Origin of the sequence: Sphingomonas sp. DBB INV C78 (genome assembly GCF_042693015.1) — a bacterium.
Taxonomy (GTDB): domain Bacteria; phylum Pseudomonadota; class Alphaproteobacteria; order Sphingomonadales; family Sphingomonadaceae; genus Sphingomonas_E.
Genome location: NZ_CP170544.1, coordinates 2,485,771 through 2,501,414, shown reverse-complemented (window position 1 = coordinate 2,501,414; position 15,644 = coordinate 2,485,771). Strand labels below are relative to the sequence as shown.

Annotated in this window: 16 protein-coding genes; 13 read left to right on the top strand and 3 right to left on the bottom strand. The window is 62.6% G+C overall.

What is annotated here, in order from left to right; all coding sequences use genetic code 11:
- Window positions 1–9: 9 nt before the first annotated feature.
- The 3 genes from ACFB49_RS11815 to ACFB49_RS11805 all read right to left on the bottom strand — a co-directional run bounded on the left by ACFB49_RS11815 (window position 10) and on the right by ACFB49_RS11805 (window position 2,090).
- Entirely contained in the window at window positions 10–387 is a 378-nt protein-coding gene (locus ACFB49_RS11815) for a limonene-1,2-epoxide hydrolase family protein (RefSeq protein WP_380879658.1), read from the bottom strand.
- A 7-nt stretch (window positions 388–394) separates the two neighbouring features.
- Window positions 395–712, bottom strand: a complete 318-nt coding sequence (locus ACFB49_RS11810) for a 2Fe-2S iron-sulfur cluster-binding protein (protein WP_380879656.1) — start codon at window positions 710–712, stop codon at window positions 395–397.
- Window positions 713–806: 94 nt separating this feature from the next.
- A complete protein-coding gene (locus ACFB49_RS11805) occupies window positions 807–2,090 on the bottom strand; it encodes a sulfotransferase family protein (RefSeq protein WP_380879654.1) in 1,284 nt (427 codons plus the stop codon).
- Between the two features lie 169 nt (window positions 2,091–2,259).
- Here ACFB49_RS11805 and ACFB49_RS11800 point away from each other — a divergent pair, with 169 nt between their 5' ends.
- The 13 genes from ACFB49_RS11800 to ACFB49_RS11740 all read left to right on the top strand — a co-directional run bounded on the left by ACFB49_RS11800 (window position 2,260) and on the right by ACFB49_RS11740 (window position 15,641).
- Window positions 2,260–3,159 carry a helix-turn-helix domain-containing protein gene (locus ACFB49_RS11800; protein WP_380879652.1) on the top strand — a complete coding sequence of 300 codons (900 nt, stop codon included), beginning with the start codon at window positions 2,260–2,262 and terminating at the stop codon, window positions 3,157–3,159.
- Between the two features lie 116 nt (window positions 3,160–3,275).
- Entirely contained in the window at window positions 3,276–4,061 is a 786-nt protein-coding gene (locus ACFB49_RS11795; RefSeq protein WP_380879650.1) for an SDR family NAD(P)-dependent oxidoreductase, read from the top strand.
- A gap of 89 nt (window positions 4,062–4,150) precedes the next feature.
- A complete protein-coding gene (locus tag ACFB49_RS11790) occupies window positions 4,151–4,684 on the top strand; it encodes a VOC family protein (RefSeq protein ID WP_380879648.1) in 534 nt (177 codons plus the stop codon).
- Entirely contained in the window at window positions 4,681–5,448 is a 768-nt protein-coding gene (locus ACFB49_RS11785) for a tyrosine-protein phosphatase (protein ID WP_380879646.1), read from the top strand. The genes ACFB49_RS11790 and ACFB49_RS11785 overlap by 4 nt, the downstream gene beginning before the upstream one ends.
- Before the next feature lie 19 nt (window positions 5,449–5,467).
- On the top strand, window positions 5,468–6,313 hold the full coding sequence (locus ACFB49_RS11780) for an NAD(P)-dependent oxidoreductase (RefSeq protein ID WP_380879644.1): 846 nt from the start codon (window positions 5,468–5,470) through the stop codon (window positions 6,311–6,313).
- On the top strand, window positions 6,310–6,705 hold the full coding sequence (locus ACFB49_RS11775) for a carboxymuconolactone decarboxylase family protein (RefSeq protein ID WP_380879642.1): 396 nt from the start codon (window positions 6,310–6,312) through the stop codon (window positions 6,703–6,705). The genes ACFB49_RS11780 and ACFB49_RS11775 overlap by 4 nt, the downstream gene beginning before the upstream one ends.
- A 395-nt stretch (window positions 6,706–7,100) precedes the next feature.
- Complete coding sequence (locus ACFB49_RS11770; protein WP_380879640.1) at window positions 7,101–7,676, top strand: helix-turn-helix domain-containing protein; 576 nt, start codon at window positions 7,101–7,103, stop codon at window positions 7,674–7,676.
- Window positions 7,677–7,956: 280 nt separating this feature from the next.
- Complete coding sequence (locus ACFB49_RS11765) at window positions 7,957–10,332, top strand: TonB-dependent receptor (RefSeq protein WP_380879638.1); 2,376 nt, start codon at window positions 7,957–7,959, stop codon at window positions 10,330–10,332.
- Between the two features lie 173 nt (window positions 10,333–10,505).
- Window positions 10,506–11,348 (top strand): SDR family NAD(P)-dependent oxidoreductase, encoded by an 843-nt coding sequence (locus ACFB49_RS11760; protein WP_380879636.1) that lies wholly within the window; start codon window positions 10,506–10,508, stop codon window positions 11,346–11,348.
- Window positions 11,349–11,367: 19 nt separating this feature from the next.
- Window positions 11,368–12,168, top strand: coding sequence for an SDR family NAD(P)-dependent oxidoreductase (locus ACFB49_RS11755; RefSeq protein WP_380879634.1), 801 nt, complete (start codon window positions 11,368–11,370; stop codon window positions 12,166–12,168).
- Between the two features lie 76 nt (window positions 12,169–12,244).
- Entirely contained in the window at window positions 12,245–12,967 is a 723-nt protein-coding gene (locus ACFB49_RS11750) for a TetR/AcrR family transcriptional regulator (protein WP_380879632.1), read from the top strand.
- Window positions 12,964–14,541: a phytoene desaturase family protein gene (locus tag ACFB49_RS11745; RefSeq protein ID WP_380879630.1), complete on the top strand. Its 1,578-nt coding sequence runs from the start codon at window positions 12,964–12,966 to the stop codon at window positions 14,539–14,541. The genes ACFB49_RS11750 and ACFB49_RS11745 overlap by 4 nt, the downstream gene beginning before the upstream one ends.
- Window positions 14,538–15,641 carry a phosphotransferase gene (locus ACFB49_RS11740; RefSeq protein WP_380879628.1) on the top strand — a complete coding sequence of 368 codons (1,104 nt, stop codon included), beginning with the start codon at window positions 14,538–14,540 and terminating at the stop codon, window positions 15,639–15,641. Before ACFB49_RS11745 ends, ACFB49_RS11740 begins: the two co-directional genes overlap by 4 nt.
- The last annotated feature ends 3 nt before the right edge of the window (window positions 15,642–15,644 follow it).

Here is a 15,644-nt window from a genome sequence, read left to right as displayed (position 1 = left end):
CGAAACCGTTCAGAAGCCGGCTTTGGTGTCGAAATAGTCCCGCCACGCGAGGATCTTCGGACCGTCCATCTCGAATATGCCCATCAGCCTGATCGTCGCGATCGCCTTGTCCGCGGCGTCGTAGAAGATGTCCGTACGCTCGGTGAGCACGACATTGCCGATCGCGGCGGCATGATGAACGATCACTTCGCCGCGCTCGAACGGATATTGAGCGGAGAATCCCTCGAGAAACACCATCGCCTGGTCGAAGCCGACGGTGGTCGCGATCCCGACATTTTCCCACATGGTCCGGTCGGTGAATCGACGACGCATCGCCTCGATCATGTCGGCCTTGGCCAGACCCCACTCACCGAAGAACGACAGGACTTCTTCGAGCGCGCCGGACATCGCAGCCTCAATCCTCGGGAGCGATGACGACACGAAGACCTGACAGGGCTTCGCTCATCACGATCTGGCAGCAGAGGCGCGAGTTTGCGTTGCGATGGTCCGACCCGTCGAGCAGATCGTTCTCGTCGGCGCTCATCGGCGGAAGGCGATCGGAAAAGCCCGGATCGACATAGACATGGCAGGTTGCGCATGAGCAGCAACCGCCGCAAAGCGCGAGCAGTTCGTCGATGCCGCCGTCCCGCGTCACTTCCATGATGCTGAGGCCTTCGGCTGCCGCCAGGGTCTGCTCTTCTCCATCGCGGGTGACGACAATCAATTCGGCCATGGCTATTCCCTGAAAATGTCTGCGCGGACGGTCCGCGACGTTCGCCCGGGTCATTTCGCGCCAGCCGGTCCTGCGCACCTTTCCAAAGAAAGGGCTATCGGACCTCGGGCTTCACGGGAAAGCGGTCGAAGTAGAAGCCGAACCGCTGGCGCAATTCATCAGCGGTGACGCCAAAGTCGCGCTCGAGGTCATAGACGATCCTGTGCGTTTGCTTCTCTTCATGCGCGTCGAGATAGCCGTGGAGGGCGGTCAGCGCCTCGTCGGTCAGCGGCAGGTCGGCGCGACGGTAAATCTCGCGCAGGATGGGATCGGGATCTTTCGTCCACTGGTCGAAATAGACGTCGATCGTCTGCTCCTCGGGCAGGATAGCGCGATCGCGCACGCAGCGCCGGAGCAGTTCTTCGTAGCGCGCCGGCCAATAGCCGAGCGGCTCGGCCGGATCGACTTTCTTGCGCAACATCCGGGCCGCGTAGAGCGCCATGGTGAGCTGCGAGCGAACCGACCCCACAGGGTCGCGATGGGTGATGACGAAGGTCGCATCCGGGAAGGTTTTATAGAGCGCCGGGAGCTGTTCCATGTGCTGGGGGCACTTGATTACCCAGCGATTCGGCCCCTTGAGGAAGGTCAGGGCCTGCAGCGCCTTCTTGAGATAGGCATAGGGTCCGGTCTGATCGAGCGAAAGATAATAATCTCGCCAGCGAGGGACGTAGGCCAGCCACTCGATCAGATAGGAGGAAAAATCGAGCGCCTGGAGTTCGATATCCTCGCTGATATGATCGGCGGAGAATTCGTGCATGATCGCCATGTAGGGGAGGATGGCCTCCATCTCCTTCCAGCCGGCATCCGCCCTCGTCCAGCGAGGATTGGGATCGTCAGCCGTCGGCTCGTCGCCCGGCGAGGGGACGGGGGCGATCGCCTCCCACCAGGGAAGCGAGCGCAGCCGGGTGTCGGCGCTGAGCAGTCCCAGCAGATGCGTGGTCCCCGATCGTGGCAATCCTGCCACGATGATCGGTCGGTCGATCTCGATGTCGAGGATCTCCGGATGGCGCTTGACGAGGTCCTCGAGCCTTAGCCGGGTAGCAGCGAAACGGACCGTCATCTGGAACATGTTGAAGCGCGTGACCGAGGACGCATTCTCGTCCTCGGCAAGCGCCTGGAGCCAGATGGCGAGCCTCTCCAGAAAGTCGTCGCTGCCGAAATCGTCGAGGCCGGTCTCCGCACGCGCGGTGTCCAGCACGGCGTCCATCGAGAATGCGATGGGGATGGTGCTCGTCGCATCGAGCGCAGCCTGCTGCGCGGCGCTGAGCACGGGATTGTGCAGATCAGCGATGTGGATGCCGATCGGATCCGCATCGCGCTTCCTAGTCGCGCCCGTCATAGCCAGTCTCTCCGGATAGTCTTACTTGTCCAACGATAGGAGGATTAGCGCGCGATCTGGCTATCACGGCAATGCCCGAGGCTATCGCGAGGACGCCAAACCACGGTCGTTCGCGCCATCGCCTGAGTTTCCTTGGGCGAAAGCCGATCGCATGGACGGAGGACACGCAATGGGCCTGATGGAGCACGACCTGCCAAGCCTGCCCGAGGCCTACCGGGCATCGTTGCCGAGTTCTATCCGATGCGAGGTCCAGGGGCGGATTGCCTTGCCCCAGGCCGTCATCGAACTGCATGACTATCAGTTCGATGAACCACAACACGCGATATTCAAGTCGTCCCGCAGCTTTCTCGACCTCGCCCTCTCGCGACGTCCCGGTGACGCGCGCGGCGGCTATGTCGACCTGCCAGGCTTTGCAGCCCGTCCTCTTGGCGACATCATCTTCATTCCGGCCGGCCACGCGGTCGCCACTGAATGGGGGGCGGGTCGGCAGCAGTCGATTTGCTGCGGCTTCGACGGCGGGCGACCGGATGATGAGGATGATCTGTTCGCCTCTGCGGAACTCGAGGCCTGCCTCGACATCAGAAGTCCGTTCATCCGCGATGCAATGGTACGACTTGCGCGAGAGGTGCGCGACCCAGGCTTCTGTTCGGACCTGCTCGTCGGTGCGATGTGGATCGAGATCGCCGTCGAACTGGGGCGCCATCTGCGCCGCTCGCGCCACCGCGAAGAGGAAGACCGTGCGCGCCTGAGCGCGGCCAAGCTGCGCCTCGTCGACGACTGGATTGCGCAACCCGGAGCGATGCCCGCGGTCTCCGAACTTGCCGACGCTTGCGGGATGAGCGCGCGGCACTTCTTCCGGATGTTCAAGGCATCGACGGGCATGACCCTGTCCGATTATGCGGCCGCGATGCGCCTCGACCGGGCCAAGGCACTGCTGGCGACCGACCGTCTGGCGATCAAGGTGATCGCGTGGGAGTGCGGGTTCGGGACCGCAGCGGCCTTTTCCGCTGCCTTCCGCCGCGCCGTTGGCGTCACGCCTCACGAATTTCGCCGCTCCGCAATTCATTGAATGCGGCGCGGAACGGCGTTTGGGCAATGCAAATGGCGTAACGACGCTAGTATCGCCTGTTGTCGGCTTTCCGCGTCCACGACACGCTTCAGGCGATAAGGGAATGGAGAGCGTGGGTGGCTGAAAATCTGTTCGATCTCACGGGTAAGGTGGCGCTCGTTACCGGCGGCAATTCGGGGATCGGCTTCGGTTTTGCCCGTGGCCTTGCCCGGGCTGGGGCGGACGTCGTCATCTGGGGGCGGCGCGAGGATCGCAATGCAGAGGCAGCGGATGCCCTGCGGGCATGGGGCGGCCGTGTATTTGCCGATCAGGTCGATGTCGGCGACGAGGCCGCCATCGTGGCGGGGGTAGAGCGGGCGATCGAGAGGATGGGTCGCCTCGATACCGTCGTCGCCAATGCCGGTCTCGCCTCGCAGGCGCCTTTTGCGCAGATGGATGCCGCAACCTATCACGGGCTGTTGAACGTCAATCTGCATGGTGCCGTCTTCGTTCTGCGCGAGGCGGCGAGGCATATGATTTCCCGTGCAGGGGCCGGGGATCGCGGAGGGTCGCTGATTCTGTGCGGAAGCGGTTCCATCTTCCAGGGTGTGCCGACGATGGCTCATTACGGGATTGCCAAGGGCGCGCTGAACTCCTTGTCCAAGGCACTCGCCGCGGAACTGGGGCCTTATGGCATCCGGAGCAACGTCATCGCTCCGGGTTTCATTCACACCGAAATGACGCTGGCCGATCCCGAGCTCGGCGCCGCCATCACCCGGGCAGTCGAGGCCAAGACGCCGCTTGGCCGGGCCGGAAAGCCTGAGGATCTGGAGGGGGCGGTCATCTACCTCGCAAGCGACCTCTCCAGATATCATACGGGCGACACCTTGGTGATCGACGGGGGGAAGATGTCGGCCAACTGAACAATGTGCGCCGGGAATGGCGCACCCCATCGTTCGGCAGGCGGCCGGGCCGCGCCGGACGGGCACAGTTCGCCCCGAGAGGATACGCCATGTTCGCCCGACCCAATGCCAGCCATAGCCAGGTCGCCTATGTCACCAACGACATAGAGGCCGCTGCCGCCATGATGGAGGCGCAATTTGGTGCGCCGGGCTTCTTCATCTTTTCCAACGTCCAGCCCGGCATGGAGCAGGCAGGCGGGGCGGAATTGCGCATCGGTCTGACGCGCGTCGGCGGGATCGAGATCGAACTGATCGAGCCGCTTGGCGGCACCGCACCGCTGTTCAGCGACGTGCTGCCCGATGGCGATGGCGATAGCCTGGTCGTCAGATTCCACCATGTCTGCTCGCGAATCGAGGGGCCGATCGCGAACTGGGACGCGCACATAGCGTCGATCGACACCGATCTTCATCCCATCGTCTTCAGCGGTGCGCTGGGTGAGGACATGCGATTTGCCTATACCGACGAGCGCGCCACCCTTGGGCATCATGTCGAGCATGTCTGGTATTCGCCCGCCATGCTGGCGCAGATCCTGGCAGCAACCCCCACCTATCCGGCACCGGCGGAAACAGGAAAAGTTCAATGACGATCGCATTGTCCCGTCTCAATTTCCGGGATCTCGGCGGATTGCCGGCGGCGGACGGCCAGCGGGTGCGCACGGGGCTGATATTCCGGTCGGAAGGGCCCGCCAGCTTCTTTGATGCTCATCGGGCCGAACTGGCTGAACTGGGATTTCGCTCCATTTGCGACCTGCGTTCGAACGTGGAAAGGACGGCTGCACCCAATGACTGGTGCGGACCCGGCTGCCGACTGCTCAACCTGGACATGAACACCGACTTGCGCGCGCAAGGCAAGGAGGCCTGGGAGACCCTGCGGCTGGATCCCTCGCCCGAAAATGCCAAGCGCGTCATGATGGAAAATTACCGCCGGATGCCCGGCGCCCTGCATCCCTATCTGCCTGAACTCGTCGGCGCGCTGCTGACCGGCGACGTCCCCATGATGATCCACTGCACGGCGGGCAAGGACCGGACCGGTGTGGTCATTGCGCTGCTGCTTTCGCTCATCGGGGTTTCGCAAGAGACGATCCTGGCCGATTACGCAAAGTCCGATGTCTTCGGTGAGAATATGCGCATTGCAGGTTCGGTCGAGGACGGGTTTCGCGAGAGCTTCGGCTTCGTTCCCGGTGAAACGGTCATCGCCATGCTGATCGGAACCGAGCAGGATTTTCTGGTTGCCGCGCTCGACGAGGTCGACCGTCAGTGGGATGGGGTCGGCCAATATTTCGCGGCGGGCGGAGTCGATCGCGAGCTGCAGAACAACATTCGTACCATGATGCTGGAACCGCGGTGATGCGGTCGGGAGAATTATGATGAAGGCAGGAGTGATCGGACTGGGCGCGATCGGCAGCGGTGTTGCCTTGTGTCTGGCGCGTAGCGGTCAACTGGGTGCAGTCTATGATATCAGGCCCGAGGCGGCCGACGGGCTGGATGGCGTGCCGGCGGTAGCCGCGACGCCGGCGGCAGTCGCGGCAGCTGCGGACGTCGTCGTCATCGCCGTCGTCAGCGCGCAACAGACGGTGGATGTCCTCACGGGCCCCAACGGGATACTCGCAGGCGCGAAACCTGGCTTAACGGTGATCCTCGTCGCGACGGTTTCCATGGAAGATCTGGGACGGATCCGCGCCATCACCGATGCGGCCGGGGTCGCGCTCGTCGACTGCGGCGTGACTGGTGGGCAGAAGGTCCGTGAGAAGGGACTGGTTTGCCTCGTAGGCGGCGATGAGGCCATCGTTGCGAAGGTTCGTCCGGTTCTCGACGGCTTCGCAAAATATGTCGCGCACATGGGCGGACCCGGCGCCGGCATGGCGGCCAAGATCGCGCGCAATGTCATCGTCTTCGGGTGCCTTCGCGCTGGCTATGAGGCCGCGGTCCTGTGCCGCAATTCGGGGGTCGACATTCGCCAGCTGAGCGATGCGATCGACGCCAGTGCCGATGGTGTCGGCGGCCCGCTCATGCTCGCGACGCGCGAAGATCCGTTTCAGAGCGAACAGGAAGCCGGGGTCCGCGAATATACGCGGGCGCTGATGATCAAGGATCTTGATGCGGCGATCGACCTTGCTGCCAGCTATGGCATCCAGTTGCCGTTGATCGAATTGACCAAGAGAACCGACCAGGCCGTTGTCGGCATGGCAGATGTGATGGGAGAAAAAGCGTGAGCCTGACCGAGGAGCAATGGCTTAAGGGGCTGGGGATCGTCGACGAGGTCTATGGCCCTGGCGCGTCGGAGATGATGAAGCCCTATCGGGACAATCCGTTCAATCAGGAAATCGTCGGCAACCAGTTCGGCAAATTGTGGGCCGACCCGGCATTCTCCATCCGCGACAAGCGGCTGATGGTTCTCGGTGCGACGGCGATGCTGGGTCGGGCCGATCTGGTCGAGATCCAGATGGGCGGCGCGCTCGTCAACGAGGAGTTCACCGACGAGCAGCTCGACCAGATTCCACTGTTCATGCTTTTCTATGTCGGGGCCGGCAATACGACGGCTCTGTTCCGCGGGATCGAGGCGGCGCGCGCCAAGGCAAAGTCGAAGGCCGTGGCCACCAGCTGACATAGTTCGCCACACCCTACCCAAAGATAGAGGAGGAAAGGCCAAGTCCGACCTAATGTCGGCGAAACAAAAGCCGAGGAGAGGACATGTTTCGCCCCGAAAGCGATTGGACAGGGCAGGGCCGGGAGGGCGTAGAGGCTTTCGCCATCGACCGCCGGGTCGTGACCAACGGAGCGGCGGTCGATATTCGCCGGTTTCGCTGGGTAACCCCGAGCAGCGGCTCATTCTCTCCGGCGCGCCACTATCTTGATTATTCGCTGACGCAACAGCCGCGTCGGTCCTTGCTCAGGACCGATGCCTGGGCCGATGAATGCTATTCCGGGGATATCCTCTATCTGGCGCCGCGCCACGAATATTGGGGCGCGCCCGCGCTCCAGGAGCGCCGCTTGCTATGTGTGGCGCTCGACGACGATTTTCTGTCCGATGTGTTTGAGGACGGCGACCAGGCCGCAACGCTCCTCCCGAGCGCCGACGTTCGCGGCGGCGCGTTGAGGCGTCTTCTCGAGGCGACGGCGGCGGAGCTGATGGCGCCGGGCTTCGCGAGCGATGCTCTGGTGGGCGCGATGCTGGTAGGAATCGCGGTCGAGCTTGCCCGCAGCCTCCGGCAGCAGGATGCCGCCGAAAAGGAGGCCAGCGGCGTCGTGATGAGGCAGGTTCGTGCCATCACCGATTATGTGATGGATAATCTGTCGACGACGCTCAACATCGCCGACATCGGACGCGCGTGCGGATTGAGCACGCGCCATGTCGCGCGCGTCTTCAAGGAGGGGACCGGCATCAGTCTCGGGGAGTTCGTCGCTCGCAGTCGCGTTGCGCTCGCCAAAGAGCTCCTCACCAGGAACAATCTTCAGATCAAGGAAGTGAGCTGGCGCTGCGGCTTTGGCAGCACCGCCGCCTTTTCCGCCGCCTTCCGTCAGGCAACGGGGGCGACCCCGCGAGCCTTCCGGCATGGCACGAGCGCGCTGCAATGACCGGGAAAGTATAGGACGTCTGCCAAAGAGTATCGCGAGCAGGTCATGGATCGCTCAGACGATTGTCTCGAGGGTGTGAGACAAATATGGTATCATCTGTTCAATTTGTGCAATCCCGCGAGGCGGGTATAACAAATTTGGGGAGGGTCAGCTTATGAACCGCAAGATCAATATGCTGTTGTCGACAGCGCTTACAGGTATGTGCTTTACATTGTCTCAACCTGTATTGGCACAGGAGGAATCTGCTCAGGCGGAGACTTCCGGAGTCCAGGACATCGTCGTGACCGCGCGGCGTACCGAGGAAAATCTCCAGACGACGCCGGTTGCCGTCACCGCGCTTGGCGAGGCCTCACTTGTCGAGGCTCAGGTCAAGGATGTCGCCGACCTGCAACGCACGGCGCCCAGCCTCGTAATCTCCAAGGGCACGGCCGGAACCTCCGGCTTCGCGCTCGTCGCCATTCGCGGCCAGGGCAACCTCCAGCCGATCCTCGCCAATGATCCGGCCGTCGGTACCTATATCGATGGCGTCTATGTCGCGCGGCCTTCCGTCGGCCTGACCGACCTTCAGGACATCCAGCGCGTCGAGGTGCTGCGCGGTCCGCAGGGTACGCTGTTCGGCCGCAACACGACCGGTGGCGCGATCAACATCATCAGCAACGATCCCACCGACCAGTTCGAAGGCCAGGTGAGGGGTGAAGTCGGCAATTTCGACTACAAGTCCATTCAGGCGACGCTGAACATCCCGCTCGCCGACAATCTGAGCTCGCGCTTCAATTACGGATTCCGTCAGCGTGACGGCTTCGGCAAGAGCCTCACCACCGGCCGCGACATTGGCAATCTCGACAGTCACTTCGCACGCGGCAAGGTGAAATATGAGGGCGAGGGCTGGGACATCACCCTGTCCGGCGACTATAACAAGATGAAGGACACCGGCCAGAATATCCAGCTGAAGGCGGTCAACGAGGCCGTGATCAACGGCTCCCTGCGCCCCGGATTCTCCAACGCCTTCTTCGGCACGCCCAACTTTGCGTCGCTGACGCCTGCCCAGCAGGCTGTGGTGCAAGGCGCCATCAACGGGCTCTATCTCAACCCGCTGAATGCCGGCCTCCATTCCAAGGACAATTGGTGGGACAATACGGCCCGCGGCACCTTGCCCAACGCGGGCGCGGCCGCGCTCCCCGCCGATGTCCAGGCGCTTTACGGTGTGCCGCCGTTCAACAATCTCGAGGTTTACGGATTTGCCGGCACGATCAATGTTGAGCTCGGCGGCCTCAACCTGAAGTCGATCACTGCCTATCGGCACAATATGAACAAGGGCCTCAACGATACCGACGCGACCGCCGCCGGGCTTCTCGCGACCTTTTCGGGGTCGACGTCGGAATATTATTCGCAGGAACTGCAGCTCTCTGGCGACATCACCGATGCGCTCAGCTTCATTGCGGGCGGCTATTATGGCCATGAGAAGGGCGATGAATATAGCCGGTCGCAGATCTTCGGTGGCCTGCTTCGCGACTCCACTGCGGATATCACCAACGAGACCTTCGGCCTGTTCGCGCAAGGCTATTACCAGATAACCGACACGCTCCGGACGGTCGCGGGCTTCCGCTACACCTGGGACACTCGGGATTCGGTCCTGCATAACCGGCAGGTTCTCGGTCTGCCTTATAATGCACCGGTTGCAGGTACGCCGACCGGCATCAACTGCACTGTGACCAACCCCGACACGCCGCCGACGGCAGACACCTGCAACCAGACGCAGAACGCCAAGTTCAATTATCCCGCCTGGACTTTCGGTCTCGACTGGCAGGCGAGCGACGACGTGTTCGTCTACGCCAAGACCAGCGGCGCGGCCAAGGCGGGCGGGTGGAACCTGCGCGCGGGCGGCTTGCCCGCCTTCAAGCCGGAAAAGGTCATGGACGTCGAGGCGGGCCTCAAGGCCGATCTGTTCGACCGCCGGGTGCGTTTCAACACGGCGATCTTCCATACCTGGAAGAAGGACAATCAAGCGATCGTGAACTCGTTCGTCGAGGGAATTGGTGTCACGCAATATATCCAGAACAACGGCAAGGCCCGCATCTGGGGTATCGAGAACGAGCTTACCGTGATCCCGTGGGAAGGCATGGAGGTGAACGCCAACCTCAGCCTGATGGATGGCAAGTACAAGTCCGGCACGTTCAATGAAACGCAGGTGATTGCCGGCAGCGGCTGCCCCACGATCAACGGCGTGGCCAACAGCTGCGTTGTCGATCTGAGCGATTTGCCGCTCATCCAGCTGCCCAAGACCCAGCTCAACATCAGCGCCAAGCAGACCTTCCCGGTGGGCGAGGCCGAACTCTCGATCCAGGGCAACTATGCCTATGTGAGCAAGCAATATTTCAACCAGGTCAAGCCGGCCGATCAGCAGTCCGACGCGGTCAAGGCGCAATATGCCCGCGAGAACGAACTCGGCCAGATCCCGGGTTACGGCCTGTTCAATGCGCGCGTCGCAATCCAGCTGGAGAATCCCAATATCGAGTTCGCCGGATTCATGCGCAACATCGCCAACAAGAAGTATAACGTTCGCAGTTTCTCCGATCTCTACCGCCAGCTTGGCATAGCCGCCGAATATGCGGGCGACGCCCGCACATGGGGCATCTCGATGGCCTACAAATTCTGATCGCGCGAACGCGGATCGGATGAATGACGGGGGAAGCAGGCATGCCTGCTTCCCCTTTTTCGTGGCGCACATTTGACGCGCCATCCAATTGCACCCTGTCGGCGGATGGGACGATAGCGGTGGCGCGCTTTTAATATGCAGCCATTGACCATGGCGATCCCGGAGGAAGCAGCATGCGCAAAATCGACCGGCCCGATTATGATCGGGCAGCATTCGTCGCCAGATATGGGCCGTGGGCGGTGATCGCCGGCGCCTCGGAGGGGACGGGCGCCTGTTTTGCGCGGCAGCTTGCGGCGATGGGCATCAATATCGTGCTGGTATCGCGGCGGGCGCCGGCGCTCGAGGCGCTCGGGGACCAACTGGCCCAGCACCATGGCATCGAATATCGCGTGGTTACCGCCGATCTGCGCGAAGAAGGCGCCGCTGGCCAAATCATCGCGGCCACCGCTGACCTCGATGTCGGTCTTTATGTCTCGAATGCCGGGTCCGATGGCGCGGGCAACAGCTTTCTCGACAGTCCGGTCGAACGCTCGCTCAATCTCCTGTCGATGAATGCGGCAACCGTCGTCCGGGCAGTCCACGGTTTTGGCGAGCGTTTCAAGACAAGAGGCCGGGGTGGCTTCGTCATCATGTCATCTGGCGCGGGGCTCGGCGGTCAACCCTGGCTGGTGATGTATTCCGCAACGAAGGCGTTCGAGCTCAACTTCGCGGAATCGCTCTGGGCCGAACTGTCGGGCCAGGACATCGACATCATCGGCATTGCTGCGCCAATGATGGACACGCCGACCTTGCGTCGGGAAACCGAGGGCACGGGCTTCGATCTCAGCAATGCCTATGATCCGGACGACGTGGTCCACCTGGGACTCGCGGCGCTCGGTAAGGAGCCCCTCGTGATCGTGCCGGATGGACCGGACGAGTGGAAGATTCCACAGATCGAGGCGGACCGGAAAACGAGGCTGCTGGCCCTTGCCGAATGGGCCAAGGGCTACACGGTCGGCGCACGCGGCGAAGCCTGAAGCGGGTGAGGATGAAATCATGAAAAGACTCGAAGGCAAGGTCGCAATCGTCACCGGCGGCGGTGGCGGCATCGGATCCGCGGTCGCGCGGCGACTGGCGGACGAAGGAGCGAAGGTCGCGGTCGCCGACATTTTCGAGGACAGTGCCCGCCGCGCGGCTGAACCGCTCGGTGGCAACGGCCTCGCGCTCGCATTCGATGCGTCGGACGCGGCATCCGTCAAGGCCATGGTCGAGGCGACCGTCACGCATTTCGGTCGCCTCGATATCCTCCATAACAATGCTGCCATGACCGACCCGGTCAAAAGTCCGCAGGATACGACGGCGGTCGACATTCCGCTCGAAATCTGGCGCGAGATCCTCGACGTCAACCTCACCGGCTATTTGCTCGGCTGCAAATATGCGATCCCGCACATGGTCGCGGGCGGTGGCGGGTCGATCATCAACACCGCTTCCAATTCCGGCAGCGCAGGCGATCTAGCCCGCATCGCTTATGGTTCCTCGAAGGGCGCGATCATCGCACTCACCAAATATGTCGCGACCCAGCACGGCCGGCAGAATATCCGGTGCAACAGCGTTGCTCCCGGTGTGGTGCTCACCGAAGCACTTGAAAAGACGGTCCCGGGCCTGAAGGAGATCATCAAGCGGCACATCCTCACGCCCGAATTCGGAACGCCCGACGATATCGCGGCGCTCGTGGCGTTCCTGGCCTCCGACGAGTCCCGCTACATCACCGGCGAGAATATTTCGATCTCGGGCGGGGGGCTCGTCCACCAGCCCCATTATGCCGATCTGATGGCCTTCATGGAGCAAGCGGGCTGACCACCAGCCAAAGGACAGGGCCCGCAGCCTTCCGGTCCGGATAGCGTCTCCACTATAATTGGTGGGAGCGAGAGGCATGTCGACCGGAAAGGGAGCGGCCAAGCGGTCGCCGCAGCAGACGATCGCCGCCATCGTGGCGGCCGCCGGTGATGAATTTGGCGAGCGTGGCCTCGAAGGGGCGCGCATGGAGAATATCGCGCGGCGCTGCGGTCGGACCAAGCAGCTAATCTATCATTATTACGGTTCCAAGGAGCGGCTGTTCGCCGAGGTCGTTTCGCTGAGCCATGAAAGCGCCATCACCGAGTTGCTGGCGTATGATTATGACCGGTTATCGCCGGAAGAGGCGCTGGCGGCCTTCCTGCGCAACATGTCGGACCAGTATCGCCGGTTCCCGCAATGGGGCCCGATGATGCTCGATGAGAATCTGCTGCGCGGCGTGCATTATGCCGAACGCCGCCGGTTGAGCGCGATGACCCAACCTCTGCTCGCCCAGTTCCGCCGCATTCTGGTCCGGGGCGCGGCGCGGGGCGTGTTTGCCGCGGATGTCGATGTCGACAAATTCTATGCGGCCGCCTTCTCGATGGTGACCGCCTGCTATCTGACAGGGCAGGTCCTGTCCGAATATCTCGCAGTCGACATGCGCACGAGCGACGGGATCGCCGAATGGCATGAATATGCCATCGGCCTGCTCCTGGCCTCGCTCCGCCCTGGAAGTTTGACCGGGCGACAAATTCCCGCGGTGGACAAAGGTCGCCCGTCGCCGGCTAGTGCGATGGCAATCGAGGGGAGAATGGAATGACCGATCCGGTCGATGTGGTGATCGTCGGAGCTGGCCATAATGGCATGGCCGCCGCCGGCTATCTGTCCCGTGCGGGCAAGAAGGTCGTGGTCGTCGAGCGCATGGCCAAGGTCGGCGGGATGACCAGCTCTGGCTATATGATTCCCGAGGCGCCGGAGCATCTGGTCACACCGTGCGCCGTCGAGCTGCTGTTCGCACGCGGTTCCGGCATCATCGAGGATCTCGAACTCGACAAATATGGGCTGCGCACCGTCGATCCCGATCCGACCTATGCCTATCTCGACCCCGACGGCAGCTCGATCGCGATTTTCCGCGATCCTCGCCGGACTGCCGAGGATATCGCCCGGATCAATCGCAACGACGGCAAGGCCTATCTCGAATTCCTGCAGTGCCTCGACGCGATGATGGATATCGGCTTTCCGCTGATGAAGGCCGAACCCGGACGACCCGATGCGCGCAACCTGTCCAAGATGATCGGGAGTGCCATCCGCAACGTGAAACTGAAGGATGCGCTGACAGCCATTTCGAAGGGGACGGCGGACCAGGTCGCGTGCGAGCGGTTCGAGCATCCCGCAACGATCGCGCTCCTGCTCGGCATCGCTGCCGGGGCCGGACCGGTCGACGATGATGGCAATGCGGCTGCTTACATGATCCTTGCCGTGCTGCATCGGCTCGGCACGGGCAAGCCGATCGGCAGCCTTCAGGCCTTCGCCGATGCGATGGCGGCAAGCATCGCCGCCTCGGGCGCCACGATCGAGCTCAATGCGCCCGTAGCCGAGATCCTGGTCGATGGCGGCGCAGCCAAGGGCATTCGCCTTGCCGACGGTCGTGTGATCCGGTCGAAGATGGTGATCGCGACCTGCGATCCGCGGACCGCTATGGCGCTGACCACGCCCGGCGGTGTCGATCGCATGTTGATGAAGCGGATCGAACACGCCCCTGCCAACCGCGCAAATGCCGCACCTTTCCTGGCCAATGTGGCGATGAGCAAACCGCTCACGCTCGACCGGCACAATCAATGGAGACAGGATGGCGTCAATCTCGACCAGGCGGTCGGACTGATCGGCACGCCCGAGGAGGTGCGCGAATCCTTTGCGGCCGCCAAACGCGGGGACATCCCTCGCCGGCATGCGATGTCGGTCACGCCCTTGTCCAACTCAGATCCGAGCCAGGCACCGGCGGGCCAGTCGCTGGCCTATGTCTATCTGCCGGCGATCGCGGTGGATGCGCGCGAGGGCTGGTCCCCCGAACTCAAGGACCGGACGATGACTGACATCGTCCGGCACGCGTCGGAATATTATAGTGGTTTCGATGCCGAAGTCGGCCGCTTCGTCGAGACGCCGCGGGACCGCGAGAAGCGGCTCAACGTTACCAACGGCTGTGTCACGCATGTCGATTTCGGCGCGTTGCGGGCCGGCGTCCATCGGCCCGCAACCGGATTTGGCGGCCCCAAGCCGATCTTTCCCGGGTTCCTCATGGGTGGTGCGGGCAGTCATCCGGGCGGCGGGGTCTCGGGGATTGCCGGGCGTATCGCTGCAGACCGGGCGATCCGCGCGCTGAAGGCGATCCGGTGAGCGAGACCGAGGCGATGGCCGCAACGCGCGTCGCGATCCCGATGACGCTCGACGGCGTCAGTGCGGAGTGGCTGACGGCGATCCTCCAGTCGCGCTATCCCGGAATCGTGGTCGAGGCGATGGACGAAGTTCATCTGCGCAACAGCCACACAACCAAATATCAGGTGAGGCTGACGCTCAACGAGATCGGTCGCCTGGCCGGTATTCCCGAACATGTCTGCCTTAAGGCCAACTGGGCAGGGTTCGACAGCAAGGACATCTGCCGCCTCGAGGCTCGATTCTACGAGAATTTCCGACGGTTGGTCGATTTTCCGGCCCCCCGATATTATTTCGCGGATTGGGCCGACAATGCGTCGGGCCAGGGCTTCGTCATGATGGAGGACCTGGCCGTCGGCGGTGGAAAGTTCGGGCACAGTACCGACCATATGGGTGTGGAGGAGGCCGCCCGCGGCGTCGCCAGCCTTGCCAGGCTGCATGGCGCCTTCTGGGACAGCCCCGTGCTGCATGCGGCCGACTGGTTGCCCGTCTCGATGGCGACCCCGACGGATTCCGATCAGCTCCGCATGATGTATCAATATGCCGAGCTCAATCATCCGAAGCCCGAATATCAGGCCTTCCTGCCCCAGTGGATCCGGGGTGATCTCTCGCGGCTCCATATCGTCTATGACGCGCTCGTAGATTTCGCGCGCCACCGTGAACAGGGTCCTTACTGCCTCGTCCACGGGGATTCCCATCAGGGCAACAGCTATGTCCGCCCCGATGGCGAACGGGTCTGGCTGGATTGGCAGATGGTCCGGAAGGGCCGGCCCATCCGCGATTTCACCTATTTCATCCTCGGCGCCCTCACCATCGAGGAACGGCGCGCCCATGATCACGACCTGCTGCGCCACTATCGCGAATGTTTGGTGGCGACGGGCGCGCAGAATGTGCCGGACGACGACATGTTCTGGGAATCTTATCGGCGCTGGCCGCCTTATGCGATGCAGGCGTGGATCGCGAACATGGACGAATGGGGCCAGATCGGCATGCACATTGTCGAGCGCATCTTCACCGCCGGCGAGGATCTGAAGACGGTCGAGGCACTCGGCGTCAACTTCTGAGGC